Raw genomic sequence first — 24,103 nt, 5'->3', positions numbered from 1 at the left:
GGCCCCAGTGAACAGCGCGAGCAAGCAGATCCCCGTCCTCGTCCTCGCGGGCTTCCTCGGCTCGGGCAAGACCACTCTGCTCAACCATCTGCTCCGCGCCTGCCGAGGCACCCGCATCGGCGCCATCGTCAACGACTTCGGCTCCATCGAGATCGACGCCATGACGGTGGCGGGCCGGCTCGGCGACTCCACCGTCTCGCTCGGCAACGGCTGTCTGTGCTGCGCCGTCGACAGCAGCGAACTCGACCTCTACCTGGACCGCCTCACCCGGCCCGCCGCCCGCCTCGACGTGATCGTCATCGAGGCGAGCGGCCTCGCCGAACCCCAGGAACTCGTGAAGATGCTGCTCGCCAGCGAGAACCCGCGCGTCATGTACGGGGGTCTGGTCGAGGTGGTCGACGCGGCGGAGTACGACGCCACCCGGGCCAGGCACCCCGAGATCGAGCGGCATCTGGCCATCGCCGACCTGGTGGTGCTCAACAAGACGGACCGGGTCGAGGAGGCGGAGCTTGCGCGGCTGCGCGCCTCGCTGGGCACCGGCGCCGCGGTGGTGGAATCCTCGTACGGCCAGGTCGACCCCGAGCTCTTCTTCGACCCGAAGCCGATCACCGAGCGGATCGGACAGCTCGCCTTCGACGACCTCCTGGACGATCAGGAGCCCGGCGGCTGCGCCGAGGACCATGACCACCACACCGGATGCCGGGGCCACCGGCCGCATCTGCACGCCGGGTACGAGTCCGTCGCCTTCACCTCGGACGTGCCGCTCGATCCGCGCCGCCTGATGGCCTTCCTCGACACCCGGCCCGAAGGCCTCTACCGCATCAAGGGTTTCGTCGACTTCGGCGCCGCCGACCCCCGCAACCGCTACGGGGTGCACGCGGTCGGCCGGTTCCTGCGCTTCCACCCCGAGCCGTGGACCGGCGAGCGGGAACGCCGCACCGAGCTCGTCCTCATCGGGGCCGGGATCGACGCCCCCGCCCTGGAGCGCCGACTCGCCGCATGCGTCACCGAGGACCCCCACGAGACCCCCGCGGAGCACGCGATGTGGGGCGTCCTGCGGTATGTGCCCGAGCCCGAACAGGACGAAGGGGCCGCCGAGCAGAACGATCGGCCCGAACAGGACGAACAGCTCAGCCGGGACGTCCAGGAGCCGGACGAGGCCGGTGAGTTCGGCGAACTCACCGACCCCGTCGGCTAGTTGGGGCCCCGCTCCCCGTTACGCATACGGGCCCGCGAGCACCGCCACCGGCGAGAGCAGCGGCGTACCCGAACCGTCGCGGCGCGGGTCGATCTCCGGGAGCTGGGCCGGGGCGCCGTTGGTCTGCGCCGCACGGGCCGGGGCCGGACCGGCCCAGGCGAGCACCAGCTTGTCCTCGCCCTTGAGGAAGCGCTGACAGCGCACCCCGCCGGTGGCCCGGCCCTTGCGCGGATACTGGTCGAACGGCGTCAGCTTCGCGGAGACCGCCGCGTCACCGAGCAGGGTGGCGCCCGAGCCCGCCACCGAGAACACCGCCGCGTCCCCGGCCGGGTCGACCACCGTGAACGAGATGACCTTGGCGCCGTCGGTCAGCTTGATGCCGGCCATGCCGCCCGCGGGCCGGCCCTGGGGGCGCACCTGGCTCGCCTGGTAGCGCAGCAACTGGGCGTCGTCGGTGATGAAGACCAGGTCCTCCTCGCCGGTGCGCAGCTCGGCCGCGCCCACGATCCGGTCACCGTCCTTGAGGGTGATGACCTCCAACTCGTCCTTGTTGGCGGGGTAGTCGGGCACCACGCGCTTGACGACGCCCTGCTCGGTGCCGATCGCCAGACCCGGTGAGGACTCGTCGAGCGTGGTGAGGCACACCACCGTCTCGTCCGGCTCCAGCGAGGAGAGGAACTCCGACAGGGGCGCGCCGCCCGACAGGTTCGGCGCGGACGCCGTGTCGGGCAGCTGTGGCAGGTCGATCACCGCGAGCCGCAACAGGCGCCCGCCGGACGTCACCACGCCCACGTCGCCGCGCTGGGTGGCGGGCACCGCCGAGACGATCACATCGTGCTTGACGCGCTTGTCGTCCTCGCCCGCCGTGAACGGCTCGGCGTTGGCCGTGCGGGCCAGCAGACCCGTCGAGGAGAGCAGCACCCGGCAGGGGTCGTCCGCGACTTCGAGCGCCACGGCCGTGACGGAGGAGCCCGCCGACTCCAGCAGCACGGTGCGCCGGTCGGTGCTGAATTTCTTGGCGACCGCGGCCAGTTCGGCCGAGACCAGCTTGCGCAGCTCGCTGTCCGAGTCCAGGATCCCGGTCAGCTCGTCGATCTCGCCGGCCAGCCGGTCGCGCTCGCTCTCCAGCTCGATCCGGTCGAACCGGGTGAGGCGGCGCAGCGGGGTGTCCAGGATGTACTGCGTCTGGATCTCGCTCAGCGAGAAGTGCTCGATGAGCCGCTCCTTCGCCTGCGCCGAGTTGTCACTCGACCGAATGATCCTGATGACCTCGTCGATGTCGACCAGGGCGACGAGCAGGCCCTCGACCAGGTGCAGCCGGTCCCGGCGCTTGGTGCGGCGGAACTCGCTGCGCCGGCGCACCACGTCGAAGCGGTGGTCGAGATAGACCTCCAGGAGCTCCTTGAGTCCCAGGGTGAGCGGCTGGCCGTCCACCAGGGCCACGTTGTTGATGCCGAAGGACTCCTCCATCGGCGTCAGCTTGTAGAGCTGCTCCAGGACGGCCTCCGGGACGAAGCCGTTCTTGATCTCGATGACCAGACGCAGCCCGTGCGAACGGTCGGTCAGGTCCTTCACATCCGCGATGCCCTGGAGCTTCTTCGAGCCGACCAGGTCCTTGATCTTGGAGATGACCTTCTCCGGACCGACCGTGAAGGGCAGTTCGGTGACGACGATCCCCTTGCGGCGGGCCGTCACGTTCTCCACCGAGGCGGTGGCGCGGATCTTGAAGGTGCCGCGGCCCGACTCGTAGGCGTCCTTGATGCCCTGAAGGCCCACGATCCGCCCGCCCGTCGGCAGGTCGGGACCCGGCACGAAGCGCATCAGCGCCTCCAGGTCCGCCTGCGGGTGGCGGATCAGATGGCGGGCGGCGGCGATGACCTCGCCCAGGTTGTGCGGCGGCATGTTGGTGGCCATGCCGACGGCGATCCCGGACGAGCCGTTGACCAGCAGGTTCGGATACGCGGCCGGCAGGGCCACCGGCTCCTGCTCCTGGCCGTCGTAGTTGGAGGCGAAGTCGACCGTGTCCTCGTCGATCGACTCCGTCATCAGCGAGGTGGCGTCCGCCATCTTGCACTCGGTGTACCGCATGGCGGCCGGCGGGTCGTCGTTGCCGAGCGAGCCGAAGTTGCCGTGCCCGTTGACCAGCGGCAGCCGCATGGAGAACGGCTGCGCCATGCGCACCAGGGCGTCGTAGATCGACGCGTCGCCGTGCGGGTGCAGCTTGCCCATCACCTCGCCGACGACGCGGGCGCACTTCACATAGCCGCGGTCGGGGCGCAGGCCCATCTCGTTCATCTGGTAGACGATGCGGCGCTGGACGGGCTTCATCCCGTCCCGCGCGTCCGGCAGGGCCCGGGAGTAGATCACGGAGTACGCGTACTCGAGGAAGGAGCCCTGCATCTCGTCGACGACGTCGATGTCGAGGATCCGCTCCTCGAAGTCATCGGGCGGCGGCGGGGTCTTCGTGCTGCGGCGGGCCATCGCGGCTGCTGCTCCTTCACGTACCGGAACGGATCTGGATCCGACCATTGTGGACCGTCCCACTGACAACGCCGACCGCGACCCGGGAACTTCGCCAGGTGCCCGCGCGCTTGCATACAGTGGCAGGACTTCTCCATCCAGGACTTCCCCGCCGGTAGGTCACACGGCGGTACCGCACATCGCGAACGAAGGGACGTACATGCCCATGGGTCACACGGCCACAGCGCAGGCCGGCTCCGGCGGTCTGACAGCGACTGAGCACCGACTGGCCAACGGCCTGCGCGTGGTGCTCTCGGAGGACCACCTGACCCCGGTCGCGGCGGTGTGCCTCTGGTACGACGTCGGCTCGCGCCACGAGGTCGAGGGGCGTACCGGCCTCGCCCACCTCTTCGAGCACCTCATGTTCCAGGGCTCCCACCAGGTGCACGGCAACGGCCACTTCGAGCTGGTCCAGGGGGCGGGCGGCTCCCTCAACGGCACCACCAGCTTCGAGCGCACCAACTACTTCGAGACCATGCCCGCCCACCAGGTCGAGCTCGCGCTCTGGCTGGAGGCCGACCGCATGGGCTCGCTGCTCGCCGCGCTCGACGAGCAGTCGATGGAGAACCAGCGCGACGTCGTCAAGAACGAGCGCCGCCAGCGCTACGACAACGTGCCCTACGGCACCGCCTTCGAGAAACTGACCGCCCTCGCCTACCCCGAGGGCCACCCCTACCACCACACCCCGATCGGCTCCATGGCCGACCTGGACGCGGCGACCCTCGAAGACGCCCGGCAGTTCTTCCGGACGTACTACGCGCCCAACAACGCGGTGCTCTCCGTGGTCGGCGACATCGACCCCGCCCAGACGCTGGCCTGGGTGGAGAAGTACTTCGGCTCCATCCCCGGCCACGACGGCAAGCAGCCGCCGCGCGACGGCACGCTGCCCGACACCATCGGCGGTCAGCTCCGCGAGGTCGTCGAGGAGGACGTCCCGGCGCGCGCCCTGATGGCCGCCTACCGGCTGCCGCACGACGGCACCCGCGAGGCCGACGCGGCCGACCTGGCGCTGACCGTGCTCGGCGGCGGCGAGTCCTCCCGACTGCACAACCGTCTGGTCCGCCGCGACCGCAGCGCGGTGGCCGCCGGGTTCGGCCTGCTGCGCCTGGCCGGCGCCCCCTCGCTCGGCTGGCTCGACGTCAAGACGTCCACCGGCGTGGAGGTCCACGACATCGAGGCAGCCGTCGACGAGGAGCTCGCGCGGTTCGCCGCCGAGGGCCCGACCGCGGAGGAAATGGAGCGCGCCCAGGCCCAGTTGGAGCGCGAGTGGCTCGACCGGCTCGGCACCGTGGCCGGCCGCGCCGACGAACTGTGCCGGTACGCCGTGCTGTTCGGCGACCCGCAACTCGCCCTGACCGCCGTGGACCGCGTCCTGGACATCACCGCCGAGGAGGTCCGGACGGTCGCCGCGGCCACGCTGCGCCCCGACAACCGGGCGGTCCTGGTGTACGAGCCCACCGGGGCACCCGAGGCAGGCAACGACGAGGAAGAAGAGGCGGGCCAGTGACGGACGCTGTCGTGACCATGGAGTTCCACCCCCGGCCGACCGCCGGCACCCCCACGCCGTGGGCCTTCCCGGCCCCCGAGCGCGGCACGCTTCCCAACGGCATGACCGTGCTGCGCTGCCACCGGCCGGGCCAGCAGGTCGTCGCCGTCGAGATCTTCCTCGCGGCGCCCCTGGAAGCCGAGCCCGCCGGCCTCGACGGTGTCGCCACGATCATGGCGCGCGCCCTGACCGAGGGCACCGACAAGCACTCCGCCGAGGAGTTCGCCGCCGAGCTGGAGCGGTGCGGCGCCACCATCGACGCGCACGCCGACCACCCCGGCGTCCGGGTCTCCCTCGAAGTGCCCGTCTCGCGGCTGCCCAAGGCCCTCGCGCTGCTCGCCGAGGCGCTGCGGGCCCCCGCGTTCGCCGACACCGAGATCGAGCGTCTGGTGCGCAACCGGCTCGACGAGATCCCGCACGAGCAGGCCAACCCGGCCCGTCGCGCCGCCAAGCAGCTCTCCAAGGAGCTCTTCCCGGCCTCCGCCCGCATGTCCCGGCCCCGCCAGGGCACCGAGGAGACCGTGGCCGCCATCGACGCGGCAGCGGTGCGCTCCTTCTACGAGGCGTATGTGCGGCCCGCGACGACCGTCACCGTGGTCGTCGGCGACCTGTCGGGCACCGACCTCGACGCGATCCTCGCGGACACCCTCGGGGACTGGACCGGCGACCTGGCCGAGCCGCGCCCGGTCCCGCCGATCACCGCCGACGACAGGGGCCGGGTCGTCATCGTGGACCGCCCCGGCGCCGTCCAGACCCAGTTGCTCATCGGCCGCATCGGAGCCGACCGCCACGACCGCGTGTGGGCGGCCCAGGTGCTCGGCACGTACTGCCTGGGCGGCACCCTCACCTCCCGCCTGGACCGCGTGCTGCGCGAGGAGAAGGGCTACACCTACGGGGTCCGCGCCTTCGGCCAGGTGCTGCGCTCGGGGCCGGACGGCGGCGCCGCGATGCTCGCCATCAGCGGCTCGGTCGACACCCCGAACACCGGCCCCGCCCTTGAGGACCTCTGGAAGGTGCTGCGCACCCTGGCCGCCGAGGGCCTCACGGACGCCGAACGCGAGAGCGCCGTGCAGAACCTGGTCGGGGTCGCCCCGCTCAAGTACGAGACGGCGGCGGCCGTCGCGGGCACCCTGGCCGACCAGGTCGAGCAGTTCCTGCCCGACGACTACCAGGCCCGGCTCTACGCCCAGCTCGCCGAGACCGGCACCGTGGAGGCGACGGCGGCGGTCGTCAACGCCTTCCCCGCCGACCGTCTCGTCACGATCCTCGTCGGCGACGCCGCGCGGATCGCGGAGCCGGTCCGGGCGCTCGGCATCGGCGAAGTGACCGTTGTCACGGGCTGATTGAGGCGCGGGCGAGCGGATACACGAGGGACCCCGGAGGCGGATGCGCCTCCGGGGTCTCCCCTTATGTCCGGTTTATTGGAGAGGTTGCCCGTCTGTCATGTGGCGTGCGCTACAAAATCCGGTGTCTGTTTGGTGATTGAAAGATCAGACGTCTAGCGTCAGTCCCGCTGTCCGTCACCACCCGTCGCAGCCGCGGCACCGGACAGTGATCGCCGAGTCCCCGTACGGCGCGAGCCAGGGGAGCCGGGGACCCATTCAGTCCCTGGGGTGAATCGGACGCCTCCGCCCGCGGAGGAGCCCGTAGGAGACCTTCCTGCTCCGAACCCGTCAGCTAACCCGGTAGGCGAGATGGAAGGAAAGGACACCGCCGCTCCATGGCGTTCACCCGTGCCACCGGGAAGCATCGCGCGCCCAGCCGAATGACGCGCCGCAGCGCGAACATCGCGGGCATCGCCACCCTCGCCACCGCCGGAGTCGTAGGCACCCTCGCCTCGCCGGCCGTCGCCGCTCCCACTGCGACCGTCGACACCGGCCTGACGCAGGCCATCGTCATCGGCGACTCCCTCGCCGACCAGCTCGGAGCCCAGGCCGACGCGCAGAAGCAGGCCGCGGCGAAGGCCCAGGCGCAGGCCGCGGCCGAGGCCGCCGCCAAGCGCGCGGCCGAGCAGCGCGCCCAGGAGGCCCGCGAGGCCAAGGAGCGCGCCGCCCGTGAGGCCGAGCGCAAGCGTCTCAACTCGTTCGTGGCCCCCATAGCGGGCAGTTATGTGTCCACCGGCTACAAGACCGGCGGATCCCTGTGGTCCTCCGGTAGCCACACGGGCATCGACTTCCATGCGGGGATCGGCACTTCGGTGCACGCCGTGGGTCTGGGCACCGTCGTCGAGGCCGGTGACGGTGGCGCCTACGGCAACAACATCGTGATCCGGATGAACGACGGCACGTACACCCAGTACGGCCACCTCTCGGTCATCCAGGTCTCCGTCGGGCAGACCGTCGAGCCGGGCCAGCAGATCGCGCTCTCGGGCAACACCGGCAACACCACGGGCCCGCACCTCCACTTCGAGGCCCGCACCGGCCCGGAGTACGGCTCGGACATCGACCCGATCGCCTATCTGCGCTCGCACGGCGTCACCGTCTGAGACGTCCCGCTCCCGCGCGGCACCCCGAGCATCCCGAAGGCCCCCGGCATCCACCGCCGGGGGCCTTCGCGTTGGCCGGAAGATATCCATCGGTTCCGCCATGTCACCGGGAATTAACAAAGCCTGGAATAGAGTCGCCGAACAGATGTCGATCGACCGCGTTGCGCGGGAATCCAGGCGGAGGTCCGGTCATGAGTATTCCGGCGCATTCGATAAGCACGGCACTGCGCGACGACATCGTCTCGGGTGTCCTGGCGCGCGGCAGCCGGCTCATCGAGGACGTCCTCGCGCGCCGTTACGGCGTCTCCCGCGTCCCGGTGCGCGAAGCCCTGCGCACCCTGGAGGCCGAGGGGTTCGTGACCACCCGCAGGCACGCCGGGGCGTGGGTGGCGGAGCCCACCGAGGTGGAGGCCGTCGATCTCCTCGAACTGCGCGCCCTGGTCGAGCCGTTGGCCGCCGCGCGCGCCGCGCGGCGCCGCACCGAGGCCCATCTCAAGGTGCTGCGCGGCCTGGTGAGGCTGGGTCAGGACCGGGCCGCGCGCGGTCAGGGCGACGACCTGCGCTCGCTCGGCGGCTGGTTCCACGAGACGCTCACCCAGGCCTCCGTAAGCCCCGGACTGATCGCGACGCTCACGCAGTTGCGGCACAAGATCGCCTGGATGTACGTGGTCGAGACGCCGCCCCGGCCCGCCGAGGCCTGGGCCGAACTCGGCGCGATCACCGACGCGGTGGCCCGCGGCGACGCGGAGCGCGCCCGCTCGCTCACGGCGCTCCACGCCGAGCGTTCCTTTTCCGCCCATCGGCTGCGCACGTCCGTGGCGGTGAGATCTCCGCAATCTGCCGTCAACACGAAAAGAGCCCGCGCTTAACAGCACCGTCGTATACAAGGAATGCGTCGAGGGGCGCCGCACAGTGCTGCCCGGAATTCGTTGATGGCGCACAGGGCCGCGCATATTGCGCGCATGGCCGCGCCGGAAAAATTACGCGTACGGCCGCGCCGGGAGAGCGGAAAAGGACCGCCGAGCCCTGTGCGGGCCCCGCGGTCCCTTCGCTGTGAGGCCGGCCGGGTCAGACGGTCTCGGGGAGCTCGTCGAGGCCCTCGGCGACCAGCTTGGCCAGTCGGTCGAGCGCGGCGTCCGCGCCCTCGGCGTCGGAGGCCAGCACGATCTCCTCGCCGCCCTGGGCGCCGAGGCCGAGGACCGCCAGCATGGACGCGGCGTTGACCGGGTTGCCGTCGGCCTTGGCGATCGTCATGGGGACTCCGGCAGCCGTGGCGGCACGGACGAAGATGGACGCGGGGCGGGCGTGCAGGCCCTCGGCCCAGCCGACGTTGACGCGGCGCTCAGCCATGGTGTTGCCCTTCGAAATCTCTGACGGTTGTCTAGACCAGTCTCTCATGGGGTGTGCGGTGCTCGTACCGACCTTGGACCCGGATGCGCCGCCGATCGGCCTTCCCCACCTTGCCCCGACCCGTAGGGCCCCGCGACCCGTACGCTTTCGGTATGACGACGGCGTCCGACCCCGCGTACCCCGCTCACTGGGAGGCCGACGTGGTGCTCCGCGACGGCGGCACCGCGCGCATCAGGCCCATCACCACCGAGGACGCCGAGCGGCTCGTCTCCTTCTACGAGCTGGTCTCCGACGAGTCGAAGTACTACCGCTTCTTCGCGCCCTACCCGCGGCTCTCCGCGAAGGACGTCCACCGCTTCACCCATCACGACTACGTCGACCGGGTCGGCCTTGCCGCCACCGTCGGCGGCGAGTTCATCGCGACCGTCCGCTACGACCGCATCAACGCCCAGGGCCGGCCCGCATCCGCCCCCGCCGACGAGGCCGAGGTGGCCTTCCTGGTCCAGGACGCGCACCAGGGGAGGGGCGTCGCCTCCACCCTGCTCGAACACATCGCGGCGGTCGCCCGTGAGCGCGGGATCAGACGGTTCGCCGCCGAGGTACTGCCGGCCAACAACAAGATGATCAAGGTGTTCACGGACGCCGGCTACCAGCAGAAGCGCTCCTTCGAGGACGGCTCGGTCCACCTCACCCTCGATCTGGAACCCACCATCGAGTCGCTCGCCGTGCAGCGCGCCCGCGAGCACCGCGCCGAGGCGCGATCCGTGCGGCGCCTGCTCGCGCCCGGCTCGGTCGCGGTCATCGGCGCGGGCCGCGCCCCCGGCGGCGTCGGGCGCGCGGTCCTGCGCAACCTCCTGGACGCGGGGTTCACCGGACGCGTCCACGCCGTGAACAAGGCGCTCGGCCCCGGCCCGCACGAGATCGAGGGCGTCCCGGCCCACACCGGCCTCGGCGCGATCGGCGAACCGGTGGACCTCGCGATCCTCGCCGTGCCCGCCGAACGGGTGCCCGAGGCCGTCGCCGACTGCGGTGAGCACGGCGTCCAGGGGCTTCTCGTCCTGTCCGCCCAGTACGCGGAGAGCGGCGCGCCGGGCAGGGAGCGCCAGCGCGCCCTGGTCCGCCAGGCCCGCTCGTACGGGATGCGGCTGATCGGCCCCAACGCGTTCGGGATCATCAACACCGCGCAAGGGGTGCGGCTGAACGCCTCGCTGGCCCCCGAGGCCCCGCCCGCGGGCCGGATCGGCCTGTTCACCCAGTCCGGCGCCATCGGCATCGCCCTCCTGTCGGGCCTGTACCGGCGCGGCGCGGGCCTGTCGACGTTCATCTCCAGCGGCAACCGCGCGGACCTCTCCGGCAACGACTTCCTCCAGTACTGGTACGAGGACCCGGACACCGATGTGGTGCTGCTCTACCTCGAATCCATCGGCAACCCGAGGAAGTTCACCCGCCTCGCCCGCCGCACCGCCGCCGCCAAACCCGTCGTGGTGGTCAAGGGCGCCCGGCACAGCGGCGCGACCCCGCCGGGCCACGCCGTCCCGGTGACCCGGGTGCCGGACGCCACCGTCTCGGCGCTGCTGCGCCAGGCGGGAGTGATCCTGGTCGACACCGTCACCGAACTCGTCGACGCGGGCCTGCTGCTGGCGGGCCAGCCGCTCCCGGCCGGGCCGCGCGTGGCGATCCTCGGCAACTCCGAATCGCTCGGCCTGCTCACCTACGACGCCTGTCTGACCGAGGGGTTGCGTCCGCTCAAGCCCCTCGACCTGACCACCGGCGCGACCCCCGCGGACTTCCGCGCGGCGCTGGTGGCCGCCCTCGCGGACGACGCCTGCGACGCGGTCGTGGTCACCGCGATTCCCTGGGTCGGCGAGCACGGGGCGATGGAGACCGGCGACGGCCAGGTCCTCGCGGACGCCCTGCGCGAGGCCGCCGCGACCGCGCCCGCGAAGCCGGTCGCGGTGGTCCACGTGGAGATCGGCGGCCTGGCCGAGGCCCTGTCGGCGGCGGCCAGAACGGCCCTTCGCCCGCCCACCCCGATCACGCCGCCCCGCCCCACCGCCCAGCCCGCGCCGCCAACGGCCCCGCAACACAGCCCCGCCGACCCCTCCCCGCGCCGTGAGGCACGCCGCATTCCCGCCTACCCCGCCGCCGAACGCGCGGTGCGCGCCCTCGCGGAGGCCGTTCGCTATGCGCGGTGGCGCCGGGAGGCGGCCGAGCCCGGCAAGGCGGGGGAGTACGACGACATCGACGAGACGGGCGCCGCCGCGCTGATCGAGCGTCTCCTCGGCCCGGACCCCGACCCCCGCGGTCTGACCCTGTCCGCCCCCAAGGCCGAGGAACTGCTCGCCCGGTACGGCATCGCCGTGCATCCCACGCTGCCCGCGCCCGACCCGGAGCGCGCCGTCGAGGCCGCCCGTCGCCTCGGCTACCCCGTCGCCCTGAAGACCACCGCCCCGCACCTGCGCCACCGCCCCGACCTCGGCGGCGTACGCCTCGACCTGGCGGACGAGCACCAACTCGCCCGCGCCTACGCCGAGTTGAGCGCCGCGCTCGGCAAGCCCGAGGAGCTGATGCCGGTCGTGCAGGCGATGGTCCCGCGCGGTGTGGACACGGTCGTGCGCGCCTCCATCGACTCGGCGATCGGCGCGGTGCTGTCCTTCGGACTCGCGGGCGCCGCCTCCGAGCTGCTCGGCGACACCGCGCACCGGCTGATCCCCGCCACCGACCGCGACGCCCACGAGCTGCTCCGCTCGATCAGGACCGCGCCGCTCCTGTTCGGCTGGCGCGGCTCCGCGCCCGTCGACACCCCCGCGCTGGAAGAGCTGCTGCTGCGGGTGTCGCGCTTGGTCGACGACCACCCCGAGGTCGTCGCGGTGGGTCTTGAGCCCGTCATCGTCGCCCAGCACGGCCTGTCGGTGCTCGGCGCGAACGTCCGCCTCGCCCCCGCCCCGCCCCGCACGGACCTCGGCCCCCGACACCTGCCCAGCTACTGAGAACCCCCCTCGGGGCGTCGCCAGGGCCCCCGCCACGGGCGCCAGGGCCGTCGCCCCCCGGCGGGCGCTTAAGATGGACCCCATGGCGAAGACCGGTACGACGACCCAGGGGCTCCGCGCGGCGATCGAGCGCAGCGGCTACTACCCGGCCCTTGTGGCCGAGGCGGTGGAGGCCGCAGTCGGCGGCGAGCCGATCGCGTCGTTCCTCGTGCACCAGGAGACCACCTTCGACGCCAACGAGGTACGCCGCCATGTGACGGTCCTCGTGCTCACCGACAACCGCTTCATCGTCAGCCACACCGACGAGCAGAACGCGGACACCAGCTCCCCGACGCCGTACGCGACCACCTCCACCGAGTCCGTGAAGCTCGGCCGGATCTCCTCGGTCGTGGTGAGCCGCGTCGTCGCCAACCCGGAGTCGTACACGCCCGGCACGCTGCCCCGCGAGGTCGTCCTGACCATCGGCTGGGGCGCGGTCGCGCGGCTCGACCTGGAGCCCGCCGCCTGCGGCGACCCCAACTGCGACGCCGACCACGGCTACACCGGCAACTCCACCGCCGACGATCTGAGCCTGCGCGTCAGCGAGGCCGGCGACGGACCCGACACGGTCCGCCAGACCCTGGCCTTCGCCCAGGCGCTGTCCGAGGCGACCGCGGCGACCGGCCGCTGATGGCCCAGCCGGCCTGGCAGGATCCAGAACCCCTCGCCCTCGACACCGCGCCCGTCCCCGAGTACGGCACCGGCTCGCTCGCCGATCTGCTCCCCACCCTCGTGGCGGGCCAGGGCGTCCCCGGCTTCGAGCAGCGCATCGCCGGCCTCACCCCCGCAGACCGCAACTGCGTCTTCCTGATCGACGGCCTCGGCTGGGAGCAGATCAAGGCCCACCCGGACGAGGCCCCGTATCTGCACTCCCTGCTCGCCACCTCGCGCGGCGGCAGCGGCCGGCCCCTGACCGCCGGATTCCCGGCCACCACCGCGACCTCGCTCGCCTCGGTCGGCACGGGCCTCGCGCCCGGCGAGCACGGGCTTCCCGGCTACACCGTGCGCGACCCGGACAGCGGCGAGCTGATGAACCAGCTCCGCTGGAAGCCCTGGACCGACCCGCACGTCTGGCAGCCCCACCCCACCGTCTTCCACCTCGCCGACCGGGCCGGCGTGCACACCGCGCAGGTGTCCTCACCGGACTTCGAGCACACCCCGCTCACCAAGGTCGCGCTCAGCGGCGGCACCTTCCGGGGCAAGCTCTCCGGCGAGGAGCGCATGGATCTCGCGGCGGCCCAACTCGCCGCGGGCGACCGGTCGTTGGTCTACACGTACTACTCCGAAGTGGACGGCAAGGGCCATCGCTTCGGGGTCGACTCGGACGCCTGGCGTGGACAGTTGATGTACGTCGACCGGCTCGCCCAGCGCCTGGCCGAGCAACTGCCGCCCCGCGCGGCCCTGTACATCACCGCCGACCACGGCATGATCGACATCCCCTTCGACGAGCAGTCCCGCATCGACTTCGACGAGGACTGGGAGCTGCGCGCCGGGGTCGCCCTGCTCGGCGGCGAGGGCCGGGCCCGCCATGTGTACGCGGTGCCGGGCGCCCAGGCGGACGTGCTGACCTGCTGGCGCGAGGTGCTGGGCGAGCAGTTCTGGGTGGCGAGCCGCGACGAGGCCATCGCGGCGGGCTGGTTCGGCCCCCACATCGACGAGCGGGTGTACGGGCGGATCGGCGACGTGGTCGCCGCCGCCCACGACGACGTCGTCATCACCGCCTCGCGGCGCGAGCCCCACGAGTCGCTGATGGTCGGCAACCACGGCTCGATGACCCCGGTGGAACAGCTCGTACCGCTCCTCGAAGTACGCTCGTAAGCACCCCTCCCTCCCCAAATCTGAAAGGCCGTCAACTCCCCATGCCCGAGCTGGTGTTCTTCTCCGGAACCATGGACTGCGGAAAGAGCACCCTCGCTCTTCAGATCGAGCACAACCGCTCCGCGCGCGGCCTCCAGGGCATGATCTTCACGCGGGACGACCGGGCCGGCGTGGGCAAGCTGTCGTCCCGGCTCGGCCTGGTGACCGACGCGGTCGAGGCCGCCGACGGCTTCGATTTCTACGCCTACCTCGTCGCCCACCTCTCCAAGGGCGGCCGCTGCGACTATGTCATCGCGGACGAGGCGCAGTTCCTGGCGCCCGAGCAGATCGACCAGCTCGCCAGGGTCGTCGACGACCTCGAACTCGACGTCTTCGCCTTCGGCATCACCACCGACTTCCGCTCCAAGCTGTTCCCCGGCTCCCAGCGGCTCGTCGAACTCGCCGACCGGGTCGAGGTGCTCCAGGTGGAGGCGTTGTGCTGGTGCGGCGCCCGCGCCACCCACAACGCCCGCACCATAGGCGGCCAGATGGTCGTGGAGGGCGCCCAGGTCGTCGTCGGCGACGTCAACCAGGCCGCCGACGAGATCGGCTACGAGGTGCTGTGCCGGCGCCACCACCGCCGCCGCATGACGGCCGCCGCGGCTCGCGCCGCGGCCCTCTCCCCGGACGTCCTGCCGGTCGACGCCGAGGCCGCCCGCGCCTGAGGCGCCGGGCCGCCGCGACGCCGCCAGCGCTCCGGTCCCGGGTGCCCGCACCGCAACACCCGTACAGGAGCGGGCAGTTGGGTCAGGCGCGCGCGTGCAGGAGCGAGAAGACGGCGCCCTCGGGGTCGGCGACCGTCGCCACCCGGCCCCTCGCCTCCTCACGCGTCTGCCGGATCACCCGGCCGCCGAGGTCGACGACCCGCACGGCCGCCTCATCGACGTCCGCGACCTCGAAGTACGTCATCCAGTGCGCGCCCTTGTCGCGGGCCAGGGCGTTGCCCACCCCGTGCAGCGAGGCGACCGGGCGACCCTCCAGCTGGAGCGTCACGTGGTCGAACTCGGCCGGGACGACCGCCTGGACGTCATAGCCGAACAGCGCCTGGTAGAACTTGGCGACCGCCGAGGTCTCGCGCGTGATCAGTTCGTTCCAAGCCGGGGTGCCGGGCGTGCCCGCGACGGCGGCGCCGATGTGCTCACCGCCCTGCCAGATCCCGAAGACCGCGCCGACCGGGTCCGAGGCGATCGCCATCCGGCCGGCCTCGCCCGCGTCCAGCGGGCCGACGCCCACGGTGCCGCCGCAGCTCCGGATCGTCTCGGCCGTCACGTCCGCGTCGTCGGTCGCCAGATAGGTGGTCCAGGCGATCGGCAGATGGCGGTCGGGCGGCAACTGCCCGATGCCGGCCACCTCCTCGCCGTCGAGGAGCGCGCGGACGTACGGTCCGAGCTGCTGCGGGCCGGGGCTGAACTCCCAGCCGAACAGTGCCCCGTAGAACTCCTGGGTCGCGGCCAGACCGTGCACCATGAGACTCACCCAGCAGGGCGTGCCTGGTGTGCGCCGGGTCTCCGACAGGGTCATCGTCACTCTCTCCTCGGCCGTCGCCATACTGCTGCTGCCTGGGCGGTGCGGTCCACGGGACCCGCACACCCTTGCCGATGCTTCCACCACCGGCGCCGCCAAGCGCCCCGGCCGCGCCGCATTGGCGCGTTCCGGCGGCAGGATGCTCGTTTTGCCGCCTTCCGTCCTTTCGGGGGCGTTCCCTTGCCGGCGGACTCTGCGCGAGGATGACCCCATGAATGCCATCATCACCGCACCCGAACTGGCGGCCGAGACCGTCGGCCCGCGCCCGCCGGTACTGCTCGACATCCGCTGGCAGTTGAGCATGGCGAAGGCGACCGGCGCAGCTCCTTTCGATGGCCGTGCCGCGTACGAGGCGGGACATCTGCCCGGCGCCGTCTTCGTCGACCTGGACGCGGAACTGGCCGGGCCGCCCGGATCCGGCGGCCGCCACCCGCTGCCGGACGTGGCCGAATTCGGACGGGTGATGCGGCGGGCGGGCGTGTCGGCGGGGACACCGGTCGTCGTGTACGACGGCGGGCAGGGGTGGGCCGCCGCCCGTGCCTGGTGGCTGCTGCGCTGGACGGGCCACGAGGACGTGCGGGTCCTGGACGGCGGCCTGGCCGCGTGGACGGGCGAGCTCTCCACCGAGATCCCCACCCCCGCCGAGGGCGATTTCCAGCCCGTACCCGGCGCGCTCAAGCTCCTCGACGCGGACGGGGCCGCGGAGCTCGCCCGCACCGGGGTGCTCCTGGACGCCCGCGCGGGGGAGCGCTACCGCGGGGAGGTGGAGCCGATCGACCGGGTCGGGGGCCACATCCCGGGCGCCCTCTCGGCGCCGACCACCGAGAACGTGGGCCCGGACGGCCGGCTGCTGCCCGTCGACGACCTGGTCGTCCGCTTCAAGGACCTCGGCGCCTTCGACACCGAGGTCGGCGTGTACTGCGGCTCCGGCGTCTCGGGCGCCCACGAGGTCCTGGCGCTCGCCGTCGCGGGCATCCCGGCGGCGCTGTACGCCGGTTCGTGGTCCGAGTGGTCCTCGGACGAGTCCCGCCCGGTCGCCACGGGAGCGGACCCGCAGTAGCGGGCGGGCCCGGCGGCCCGCACGGGCGCGCGTTCCTCAACGGGGGCCGGGCGCACGCGGGGTGCGGCCGCCCGGCGCAGTGCCCGGGCCCGCCGGCCCGGCCGCGGCGTGGGCGCGGGACGGGCCGCCGGTCGCGCGGCCGGAGCGGGCTGCTTAGTCCTGCTTCTTGCGCCGCGTACCGAACACGATCTCGTCCCAGCTGGGCACCGCGGCGCGCCGGCCGGGACGGACCCCGTCCGCCTCGGCCTGACGGTCGGTGGTGCCGGTGAGCCGGTCGCGGTGGCCGGCCACGGTGCGGGGCATCAGGACGTCCGCGTACGCCGCGCCCGCCCCCGCCGAAGCGGCCGGAGCCGGCGGCTCCTCGACCTCCGGCTCGGCGGCGGGATCGGTCTCGGGCGGCTCGGGCGGCAGCGACGGCCGCTCGGGCACGACCATGTCGCCGCGGAAGCTCGGCACCGCTTCGAGCAGGCTGGTCAGCGAGTCGCTGTCGTCCACCACCGGCTCGGGCGGTGGCGGCGGCGAGGGACGCTCCAACTGCCGGTCCAGGGCCCGGTCCAGCGGCCGGTCCCGGGGCAGCCGGGCGATCCGCGGCACGAACGGGAAGCTCGGCTCGGGGACCGTGGTGATGGTGTCGTCGGACTCGCCGATCAGCGAGCGGGCCTCGTCGTCGACGGCCTGCACGAGCCGGCGCGGCGGGTCGTAGGTCCAGCTCGCGGAGTGCGGCTCGCCCGCGACCAGGTACACGAGCAGGACTTCCCAGGTGCCGTCGTCACGGCGCCAGGAATCCCACTGGACGCTCTCCTTGTCGGCGCCGCGCAGCAACAGCCGCTCCTGGACGGCCTCGCCGAGCTGGGGTCCGGTGTTCTCGCCGGGGCGCCGCACGGGGGTCTTGCGCGCCCGCTCGGCCATGAAGGCGCGCTCCGCGAGCACGGGCCCTTCGAAGCGGCGTACGCGGTCGACCGGGATGCCGGCGAACTGGGCGACCTCCTCGGCGGAGGCACCTGCTCGTATACGGGCCTGGATGTCGCGCGGCCGGAGGTGGCTCTCCACCTCGATCTCGATCTGGCCGAGGCGGGCTCGGTCGTTGCGCACGGCGGCCCGGAGCCGCTCGTCGATCGGAAGCGTGTACTCCGTGCTGTCCGCAGCCTTGAGCACCAGTCGTGTGCCGTCGTTGGAGACGGCCACGACACGCAGTTCGGGCATGGGGACCTCCCGGGTGGTGCCTGCCGACGTCACGTGCGTCGCTGCTTCCGCTAGTCGAGTGTGGCCTGCCCGGGTGCAGCCTGCCACAACATTGCCGAGTTGCCCGGCGTGTCGGGCATGGGCCCTGGAACGCCGTTATGGCACGGTTACCTCTTCGCAACGCAGAGTGACTGTGGTGCTCACTCTGTGCAGCAGGCCCCCGTGCGGTGCCGCGGCGCCGCCGGTTCGAGTGCCGCTTTCGGCCCCCTCCCGAAGTCCCGGATACCCGTGTGGGACCCGGGGCCCAGGGCTCGCCACAGTACTCCATTCGGGCCACCTGGGTGGACCGGCACGCCGCCGAAGTTCTCGCCGGGTACGGGAGTTGAGCCCGGCGTGGCGCGTCCCCGCCCGGCCCCCACGTGTCCTGCTTCACACAATCCCCTGAATCGGAACTAATCCTTTCGCTCAAATGTCCTTTCTCAGTGCAAGACGGACCAGAAAGGCGAACAGAGGCTGGGGATGGGTGACAAGCCGGACACCGGGACCGAAGACAAGAAGCGCATAGACCTGAGCGTGCCCCAAGTCGCGGGAAGTGCACTCGCCGCCGTCACCGCGGCGGTGCTCGCCTCCACGCTGGGCGTGTACGGAACGTTCGTCGGTGCCGGCGTGGTGAGCGTGGTCGCCACCTGCGGGGGCACCGTCTTCCAGCACTTCTTCAAACGGACCGGCGAGCAACTGCGCGAGGTGACGGTCCACGCCAAGGTCGGCTCGCGCCAGGTGCCGGTGGTCTCCCCCTTCAAGGGGGCCAAGGACGAGACGGCGCCGCCGCCGGCGGCCGAGGCGGAGAGCACCCAACTGCTCGGTCAGGCCGAGACGGACCGCACTCGGCTCCTCCCGCGGGCGGACGCGGACCGCACCCACCTGCTCCCACAGGCCGAGGCGGACCGCACCCACCTGTTTCCGCGGGCGGACGCCGACCGTACCCACCTGCTGCCGCAAGCCGGCGCCGACCGCACCCAGATGCTCAAGGCGGTCGACGGGTCCTCGCTGCCGCCCGGCGCCGGCCCCGCCAAGGAGTTCAACGAGGCGACCGTGCACGGCACCCGGCTGCGCGGGTGGAAGCGGCCGCTGCTCGCCGCGGCCGTCGTCTTCGGGGTGTCGATGGGTGGCATCACCGCCTTCGAACTGGTCTCCGGCGGCGAGGTCGGCGGCAACGGCAACGGAACCACCTTGCAGTCCGTGTTCACCGGGGGCTCCACGAAGCAGAAGCCCGCGACGCCCGAGGGCCCCGGGGAGCGCCACCACCCCTCGCCCGACACCGGTGGTTCGCCGACGCCGAGCACCGGCCACGGCACGGGGTCGACCGGCACGGACCCCGCGACGAAGGATCCCTCGCCCACGCCGTCCCCCTCCAAGTCCACGGGTTCGGGCTCGGGTTCGGGCTCCGGGTCCGGTTCGGGCGGCACGACGCCGACCCCGACGCCCACGCCGTCCGGTTCGAAGGGGTCCGGAACGGGCGACGGCTCCGTCGCTCCGGTCGACCCCAACACCCCGAAGTCCGGCGCGACCCCGACCCCGTAGGCCCGAGGCCCGAGCCCTGAGGGCCCCGACCCCCGTGGGTCGGGGCCCGCTTCAGTCGCCCAGGACGCGCCGCAGATAGGCGTTGGTGAAGCGGCGCTCCGGGTCCAGCCGGTCGCGTACCGCGGTGAACTCGGCGAAGCGCGGGTACGCCTTCGCGAAGTAGGCCGCGTCCTGGGTGTGCAGCTTGCCCCAGTGGGGGCGGCCCCCGTGTGCGGTCATGATGCGCTCCACCGCGGTGAAGTACGCCTGGTGCGGCGTCCCCCGGTACATGTGCACGGCTATGTAGGCGGTTTCGCGGCCCGAGGCGGTGGAGAGCGCGATGTCGTCGGCGGGGGCGGTACGGACCTCGACCGGGAAGCTCACACGCAGCGGCGAACGCTCCACGAGCGCCTTGACCTCGCGCAGCGCGCCGACGGCCGCCTCACGGGGCAGGGCGTACTCCATCTCGACGAACCGCACCCGGCGCGGACTTGTGAAGACCTTGTACGGAATGTCGGTGTAGGTGCGGGCCGAGAGTGCCCGGCTGGAGACCTTGGCGACGGCCGGGATGGTGGCCGGCACCGCCCGGCCGAGCGAACACACCACCTGGAAGAGCCCGTTGGACATGAACTCGTCGTCGATCCATCCGCGGACCCTGCCGGGCGGGGCGGCGGGCCCGGCGCTGCGGTTGTTGCGCTTGGTGTTGCAGTTGCCGGTGTGCGGGAACCAGTAGAACTCGAAGTGCTCGTTCTCCGCGAAGAGTTCCTCGAACTCGGCGGTGACCCGGTCGAAGGCCATCGGCTCCTCGCGCGCCGTGAGCAGGAAGATCGGCTCCACGGCGAACGTGATCGCGGAGACCACGCCGAGCGCCCCGAGCCCGATCCGGGCCGCCGCGAAGACCTCCGGGTTCTCCTCGGGCGAGCAGGTCAGGAGCGAGCCGTCGGCGGTGACCAGCTCAAGTGCCGTGATCTGGGCGGCGATCGAGGCCGAGTCCCGCCCGGTGCCGTGCGTGCCGGTGCTGGTGGCGCCCGCCACCGTCTGCTCCATGATGTCGCCCATGTTGGTGAGCGACAGGCCCTCCCTGGCGAGCGCGGCGTTCAGCCGCTTCAAGGGGGTGCCGGCCTCGACGGTGACGGTCATCGCGGCGCGGTCCAGCTCGCGGATGCCGGTCAGCAGATCGGGGCGTATGAGCACGCCGTCGGTGGCGGCGGCGGCCGTGAAGGAGTGGCCGGTGCCGACCGCCTTCACCGTCAGACCCTGCTCCGCGGCCCGGCGTACGACATCCGCGAGTTCGGCCGTGGAGGCCGGTGACACCGCCCTCGCCGGCCGCGCGGTGATGTTCCCCGCCCAGTTACGCCAGGTGCTGTTGCTGTTCGCTCCGCTCATCTGCTGCGAGCCCCTCCCGATGCGGCACCGGCCTGCGAAGCCGGCGGTACCCCAGGAACGCCACCGCCGCCGCGAGCGTTCCCGACACGCCGGACACCAGGTACCCCGCCTGCGCGCCCGCCGCGTCCACCACCCAACCGGCGGCGGAGGAGCCGAGCGCCACACCGACCGCGAGCCCGGTACTGGTCCAGGTCATGCCCTCGGTGAGCTTGCTGCGCGGTACGTGCTGTTCGACCAGGGCCATCGTCGTCACCATCGTCGGCGCGATGAACAGGCCCGCGACAAAGAGCGCCACGGCAAGGAACGGCAGGCTCCCGGCCAGTTGGAGCGGGATCATACTCACGGCCATCGCGCAGACACCCACCAGCCACCTGGTGGACGCCGCGCCCTTGAGGCGGAGCAGCCCGAACACCGCTCCCGCCAGGCAGGAGCCGAGCGCGTACACGGCGAGCACCAGGCTCGCCATCGCCTTGTGGCCGCGCTCGTCGGCGAAGGCCACGGTGACCACGTCGACGGAGCCGAAGACGGCCCCGGTGGCGACGAAGGTGGCGACCAGCACCTGAAGGCCGCGCGAGCCCATCGCGGAGCGGCCGGTGTGGTGCTCGCGCGGATGCGGTACGGGTTCGGTGCCGCGCTGGGCGGTCAGCCAGCAGACCCCGGCCACCAGGAAGCAGGCGGCGATCAAAGGGCCCGCCTCGGCGAACCAGGCCGTGCAGAGCCCGATGGACAGGATCGGCCCGAGGATGAAGCACAGCTCGTCGACGATCGACTCCCACGAGTACGCCGTGTGCAGGTTCTGGGAGTCGCCGCGGAAGATCTCGGCCCAGCGGGCCCGCACCATCGACCCCACGCTCGGCACGCAGCCCGCGCCCGCCGCGAAGACGAACAGGGTCCAGTCCGGGGCGCTCTGCTGGGCGCAGACCAGGAGCCCGGCGACGGCGGCGACGGCGATGGCGGTGGCCGGGCGCAGCACCCGGCGCTGGCCGTGCCGGTCCACGAGCCGGGATATCTGGGGGCCGACCACGGCGGCCGCCATGGCGAGCGTCGCCGAGAGCGCCCCGGCCAGGCCGTAGCGGCCGGTGAGCTGGGACACCATGGTCACGATGCCGATGCCCATCATCGACAGCGGCATCCGGCCGATGAGTCCGGCGGCGGAGAACCCCTTGGTGCCGGGGGCGGCGAAGATCGCGCGGTAGGGACTGGGCAACGGGGGCTCCCGGATCCGGCGTGACGCGTGTAATTGACCTCTAAAGCTTACGATGCTGAATTGGCCCGCCGCACCGCCTTTTCCGACCCGATCCGCCCGCTTCCCCCGGCTCGGCACCGTGCCTGTCCGAGGCGGATGGCAGGATCGAGTCATGTCCGAACTGCGTGATCCAGCTCCCGGAGCGGCCGCGGCCGCCGCCCCGTACGACGCCCTGCTGCTGCTCTCCTTCGGCGGCCCCGAGGGCCCCGACGACGTGGTCCCGTTCCTGGAGAACGTGACGCGCGGCCGCGGCATCCCCAAGGAGCGGCTCAAGGAGGTGGGGCAGCACTACTTCCTGTTCGGCGGGGTGAGCCCCATCAACGACCAGAACCGCGCGCTACTGGACGCGCTGCGCAAGGACTTCGCCGACAACAGCCTGGACCTGCCCGTCCACTGGGGCAACCGGAACTGGGCGCCCTACCTCACCGACACCCTGCGCGAGATGGTCGCCGAAGGCCACCGCCGCATCGCGGTCCTCACCACCAGCGCCTACGCCTCGTACTCGGGCTGCCGGCAGTACCGCGAGAACCTCGCCGAGGCCCTGGCCACCCTGGAGGCCGAAGGCCTCGCGGTGCCCAGGGTCGACAAGCTGCGGCACTACTTCAACCACCCCGGCTTCGTCCGTCCCATGATCGACGGCGTGCTCGCCTCGCTGGCCGAACTGCCCGAGGACGTCCGCGCGGGCGCCCACCTCGCCTTCACCACGCACTCCATCCCCACCGCCGCCGCGGACACCTCGGGCCCCGTCGAAGAGCACGGCGACGGCGGCGCCTACGTACGCGAGCACCTCGACGTGGCGCGTGTGATCGCCGACGCGGTCCGCGCCGAGACCGGCGTCGAGCGGCCCTGGGAGCTCGTCTACCAGTCCCGCTCCGGCGCCCCGCACATCCCCTGGCTGGAACCCGACATCTGCGACCACCTGGAGGCGCTGCACGGCGCGGGGGCCCCGGCCGTCGTCATGGTCCCCATCGGCTTCGTCTCCGACCACATGGAGGTCCTCTACGACCTCGACACGGAGGCCACCGCCAAGGCCGCCGAACTCGGCCTGCCCATCGCCCGCTCCGCGACCGTCGGCGCCGATCCCCGCTTCGCCGCGGCCGTGCGCGAGCTGGTCGTCGAGCGCGCCGCGATCGAGCGGGGGCAGCCCGCCCAGCGGTGTGCGCTCGGCGCGCTCGGCCCCTCGCACGACCTGTGCCCCGTCGGCTGCTGCCCGGCCGCCCGCGGCGCCGCCAAGCCCGCGGCCGCCGGCGCCGACAGCCCGTACGCGTAAGGGAGCCCCCATGACCGACCCCCTGCACCGCGAACTGCTCGGCCTCGCCCTGGAGGCCGCGCGGCGCGCCGGTGAGCTGCTGCGCGACGGCCGTCCGGCCGATCTCGCCGTCGCCGCCACCAAGTCCAGCCCCATCGACGTGGTGACCGAGATGGACATCGCCGCCGAGAAGCTGATCACCGGCTACCTAGCCGAGCACCGCCCGCACGACGGCTTCCTCGGCGAGGAGGGCGCCTCCAGCGAGGGCACCAGCGGCATCCGCTGGGTCATCGACCCGCTCGACGGAACCGTCAACTACCTGTACGGGCTGCCCACTTGGGCCGTCTCCATCGCCGCCGAACAGCACGGCGAGCGGGTCGCGGGCGTGGTCGCCGCCCCGATGCGCGGCGAGACCTACCACGCGGTCCTCGGCGGCGGCGCCTTCGAGGGCGAGCGGCCGCTGCGCTGCCGCCCTCCGGCCCCGCTGTCCCAGTCCCTGGTGGGGACCGGCTTCGCCTACGTCGAGGCCGTACGCGCCCACCAGGCCGAAGTGGCCCGGCGGCTGATCCCGCGCTTCCGTGACATCCGCCGCGGCGGCTCGGCGGCGATCGACCTGTGCGACGTGGCGGCCGGGCGGCTCGACGCGTACTACGAGCGCGGCCTCAACCCCTGGGACCTGGCGGCCGGCGACCTCATCGCCCGCGAGGCCGGCGCCCTGACCGGCGGCCGGCCCGGCGCGGCCCCCTCCCGCGAGCTGACGGTCGCCGCCTCCCCGGAGCTCTTCGGCCCGCTCCAGGGGCTCCTGGAGGAGTACGGGGCCTGGCACGACTGAGGGCTCCGGACGCGGCCCCCGGCATGACGAAACCCCGGCGCCGTCCCAGGGCGCCGGGGTTTCCCGGATGGGTTGGGGC

19 protein-coding genes and 1 riboswitch are annotated in these 24,103 nt (G+C 72.6%); of the genes, 13 read left to right on the top strand and 6 right to left on the bottom strand.

The annotated features are described in order from the left end of the window. Window positions 1–7 precede the first annotated feature (7 nt). Window positions 8–1,198 (top strand): CobW family GTP-binding protein, encoded by a 1,191-nt coding sequence (locus tag DWB77_RS09970; RefSeq protein WP_120720909.1) that lies wholly within the window; start codon window positions 8–10, stop codon window positions 1,196–1,198. Between the two features lie 18 nt (window positions 1,199–1,216). On the opposite strand, the gene DWB77_RS09965 is transcribed toward DWB77_RS09970, so the two are convergent. Beyond that, entirely contained in the window at window positions 1,217–3,679 is a 2,463-nt protein-coding gene (locus DWB77_RS09965) for a DNA gyrase/topoisomerase IV subunit A (protein WP_120720908.1), read from the bottom strand. A 205-nt stretch (window positions 3,680–3,884) separates the two neighbouring features. Between DWB77_RS09965 and DWB77_RS09960 the strand changes: the two genes are divergently transcribed. The 4 genes from DWB77_RS09960 (at window position 3,885) to DWB77_RS09945 (ending at window position 8,618) form a co-directional block, all read left to right on the top strand. Further along, window positions 3,885–5,225 carry a M16 family metallopeptidase gene (locus DWB77_RS09960; RefSeq protein ID WP_120727606.1) on the top strand — a complete coding sequence of 447 codons (1,341 nt, stop codon included), beginning with the start codon at window positions 3,885–3,887 and terminating at the stop codon, window positions 5,223–5,225. Between the two features lie 17 nt (window positions 5,226–5,242). Continuing rightward, window positions 5,243–6,607, top strand: coding sequence for a M16 family metallopeptidase (locus DWB77_RS09955; protein ID WP_120727604.1), 1,365 nt, complete (start codon window positions 5,243–5,245; stop codon window positions 6,605–6,607). A 203-nt stretch (window positions 6,608–6,810) separates the two neighbouring features. Beyond that, window positions 6,811–6,971: riboswitch (cyclic di-AMP (ydaO/yuaA leader) on the top strand. A gap of 13 nt (window positions 6,972–6,984) precedes the next feature. Then, the gene (locus DWB77_RS09950; RefSeq protein WP_120720907.1) at window positions 6,985–7,749 is read left to right on the top strand and encodes a M23 family metallopeptidase; all 765 of its coding nucleotides are present in this window, start codon (window positions 6,985–6,987) and stop codon (window positions 7,747–7,749) included. Between the two features lie 191 nt (window positions 7,750–7,940). Then, window positions 7,941–8,618: a GntR family transcriptional regulator gene (locus tag DWB77_RS09945; RefSeq protein WP_120720906.1), complete on the top strand. Its 678-nt coding sequence runs from the start codon at window positions 7,941–7,943 to the stop codon at window positions 8,616–8,618. Window positions 8,619–8,817: 199 nt separating this feature from the next. Here DWB77_RS09945 and DWB77_RS09940 read toward each other — a convergent pair whose 3' ends face one another. Beyond that, window positions 8,818–9,099 carry an HPr family phosphocarrier protein gene (locus DWB77_RS09940; protein WP_120720905.1) on the bottom strand — a complete coding sequence of 94 codons (282 nt, stop codon included), beginning with the start codon at window positions 9,097–9,099 and terminating at the stop codon, window positions 8,818–8,820. A 152-nt stretch (window positions 9,100–9,251) separates the two neighbouring features. Here DWB77_RS09940 and DWB77_RS09935 point away from each other — a divergent pair, with 152 nt between their 5' ends. The 4 genes from DWB77_RS09935 to DWB77_RS09920 all read left to right on the top strand — a co-directional run bounded on the left by DWB77_RS09935 (window position 9,252) and on the right by DWB77_RS09920 (window position 14,650). Next, window positions 9,252–12,089, top strand: coding sequence for a bifunctional GNAT family N-acetyltransferase/acetate--CoA ligase family protein (locus tag DWB77_RS09935; protein ID WP_174248530.1), 2,838 nt, complete (start codon window positions 9,252–9,254; stop codon window positions 12,087–12,089). Between the two features lie 82 nt (window positions 12,090–12,171). Further along, a complete protein-coding gene (locus DWB77_RS09930) occupies window positions 12,172–12,759 on the top strand; it encodes a DUF5998 family protein (protein ID WP_120720904.1) in 588 nt (195 codons plus the stop codon). After that, entirely contained in the window at window positions 12,759–13,946 is a 1,188-nt protein-coding gene (locus DWB77_RS09925; RefSeq protein WP_120720903.1) for an alkaline phosphatase family protein, read from the top strand. The genes DWB77_RS09930 and DWB77_RS09925 overlap by 1 nt, the downstream gene beginning before the upstream one ends. Before the next feature lie 41 nt (window positions 13,947–13,987). Beyond that, window positions 13,988–14,650 (top strand): thymidine kinase, encoded by a 663-nt coding sequence (locus tag DWB77_RS09920; RefSeq protein WP_120720902.1) that lies wholly within the window; start codon window positions 13,988–13,990, stop codon window positions 14,648–14,650. 82 nt (window positions 14,651–14,732) lie between these two features. Here the strand turns inward: DWB77_RS09920 and DWB77_RS09915 are convergent, their stop codons facing one another. Continuing rightward, window positions 14,733–15,506, bottom strand: coding sequence for a VOC family protein (locus tag DWB77_RS09915; protein WP_120720901.1), 774 nt, complete (start codon window positions 15,504–15,506; stop codon window positions 14,733–14,735). A gap of 214 nt (window positions 15,507–15,720) precedes the next feature. Between DWB77_RS09915 and DWB77_RS09910 the strand changes: the two genes are divergently transcribed. Further along, window positions 15,721–16,569, top strand: coding sequence for a sulfurtransferase (locus tag DWB77_RS09910; RefSeq protein ID WP_120720900.1), 849 nt, complete (start codon window positions 15,721–15,723; stop codon window positions 16,567–16,569). A gap of 153 nt (window positions 16,570–16,722) precedes the next feature. Here the strand turns inward: DWB77_RS09910 and sepH are convergent, their stop codons facing one another. Next, window positions 16,723–17,772 carry a septation protein SepH gene (sepH, locus tag DWB77_RS09905; protein ID WP_120720899.1) on the bottom strand — a complete coding sequence of 350 codons (1,050 nt, stop codon included), beginning with the start codon at window positions 17,770–17,772 and terminating at the stop codon, window positions 16,723–16,725. 498 nt (window positions 17,773–18,270) lie between these two features. Here sepH and DWB77_RS09900 point away from each other — a divergent pair, with 498 nt between their 5' ends. After that, window positions 18,271–19,332 (top strand): hypothetical protein, encoded by a 1,062-nt coding sequence (locus DWB77_RS09900; protein WP_246033483.1) that lies wholly within the window; start codon window positions 18,271–18,273, stop codon window positions 19,330–19,332. A gap of 51 nt (window positions 19,333–19,383) precedes the next feature. Here the strand turns inward: DWB77_RS09900 and DWB77_RS09895 are convergent, their stop codons facing one another. Continuing rightward, window positions 19,384–20,697 carry a D-arabinono-1,4-lactone oxidase gene (locus DWB77_RS09895; RefSeq protein ID WP_120720898.1) on the bottom strand — a complete coding sequence of 438 codons (1,314 nt, stop codon included), beginning with the start codon at window positions 20,695–20,697 and terminating at the stop codon, window positions 19,384–19,386. Further along, a complete protein-coding gene (locus tag DWB77_RS09890) occupies window positions 20,663–21,904 on the bottom strand; it encodes an MFS transporter (protein ID WP_120720897.1) in 1,242 nt (413 codons plus the stop codon). The genes DWB77_RS09895 and DWB77_RS09890 overlap by 35 nt, the downstream gene beginning before the upstream one ends. Before the next feature lie 151 nt (window positions 21,905–22,055). Between DWB77_RS09890 and DWB77_RS09885 the strand changes: the two genes are divergently transcribed. Both DWB77_RS09885 and DWB77_RS09880 read left to right on the top strand, forming a co-directional pair. Beyond that, a complete protein-coding gene (locus tag DWB77_RS09885) occupies window positions 22,056–23,213 on the top strand; it encodes a ferrochelatase (protein ID WP_120720896.1) in 1,158 nt (385 codons plus the stop codon). Window positions 23,214–23,223: 10 nt separating this feature from the next. Next, on the top strand, window positions 23,224–24,024 hold the full coding sequence (locus tag DWB77_RS09880) for an inositol monophosphatase family protein (RefSeq protein ID WP_120720895.1): 801 nt from the start codon (window positions 23,224–23,226) through the stop codon (window positions 24,022–24,024). Window positions 24,025–24,103 lie beyond the last annotated feature (79 nt).

The sequence above is a fragment of the Streptomyces hundungensis genome (assembly GCF_003627815.1).
In the GTDB taxonomy this organism is placed as follows: Bacteria; Actinomycetota; Actinomycetes; order Streptomycetales; family Streptomycetaceae; genus Streptomyces; species Streptomyces hundungensis_A.
Note: the sequence above shows the minus strand (reverse complement) of the source record. Positions and strands in the feature narration are given on the sequence as shown.

Excerpts from the sequence above, each read along its gene's own strand:
- DWB77_RS09885 (WP_120720896.1), top strand. The coding sequence starts at position 22,056 with ATGTCCGAACTGCGTGATCCAGCTCCCGGAGCGGCCGCGGCCGCCGCC.
- DWB77_RS09950 (WP_120720907.1), top strand. The coding sequence starts at position 6,985 with ATGGCGTTCACCCGTGCCACCGGGAAGCATCGCGCGCCCAGCCGAATG.
- DWB77_RS09880 (WP_120720895.1), top strand. The coding sequence starts at position 23,224 with ATGACCGACCCCCTGCACCGCGAACTGCTCGGCCTCGCCCTGGAGGCC.
- DWB77_RS09940 (WP_120720905.1), bottom strand. The coding sequence starts at position 9,099 with ATGGCTGAGCGCCGCGTCAACGTCGGCTGGGCCGAGGGCCTGCACGCC.
- sepH (WP_120720899.1), bottom strand. The coding sequence starts at position 17,772 with ATGCCCGAACTGCGTGTCGTGGCCGTCTCCAACGACGGCACACGACTG.
- DWB77_RS09930 (WP_120720904.1), top strand. The coding sequence starts at position 12,172 with ATGGCGAAGACCGGTACGACGACCCAGGGGCTCCGCGCGGCGATCGAG.
- DWB77_RS09910 (WP_120720900.1), top strand. The coding sequence starts at position 15,721 with ATGAATGCCATCATCACCGCACCCGAACTGGCGGCCGAGACCGTCGGC.
- DWB77_RS09895 (WP_120720898.1), bottom strand. The coding sequence starts at position 20,697 with ATGAGCGGAGCGAACAGCAACAGCACCTGGCGTAACTGGGCGGGGAAC.
- DWB77_RS09945 (WP_120720906.1), top strand. The coding sequence starts at position 7,941 with ATGAGTATTCCGGCGCATTCGATAAGCACGGCACTGCGCGACGACATC.
- DWB77_RS09955 (WP_120727604.1), top strand. The coding sequence starts at position 5,243 with ATGGAGTTCCACCCCCGGCCGACCGCCGGCACCCCCACGCCGTGGGCC.
- DWB77_RS09920 (WP_120720902.1), top strand. The coding sequence starts at position 13,988 with ATGCCCGAGCTGGTGTTCTTCTCCGGAACCATGGACTGCGGAAAGAGC.
- DWB77_RS09925 (WP_120720903.1), top strand. The coding sequence starts at position 12,759 with ATGGCCCAGCCGGCCTGGCAGGATCCAGAACCCCTCGCCCTCGACACC.
- DWB77_RS09935 (WP_174248530.1), top strand. The coding sequence starts at position 9,252 with ATGACGACGGCGTCCGACCCCGCGTACCCCGCTCACTGGGAGGCCGAC.
- DWB77_RS09960 (WP_120727606.1), top strand. The coding sequence starts at position 3,885 with ATGGGTCACACGGCCACAGCGCAGGCCGGCTCCGGCGGTCTGACAGCG.
- DWB77_RS09915 (WP_120720901.1), bottom strand. The coding sequence starts at position 15,506 with ATGACCCTGTCGGAGACCCGGCGCACACCAGGCACGCCCTGCTGGGTG.
- DWB77_RS09900 (WP_246033483.1), top strand. The coding sequence starts at position 18,271 with ATGGGTGACAAGCCGGACACCGGGACCGAAGACAAGAAGCGCATAGAC.
- DWB77_RS09965 (WP_120720908.1), bottom strand. The coding sequence starts at position 3,679 with ATGGCCCGCCGCAGCACGAAGACCCCGCCGCCGCCCGATGACTTCGAG.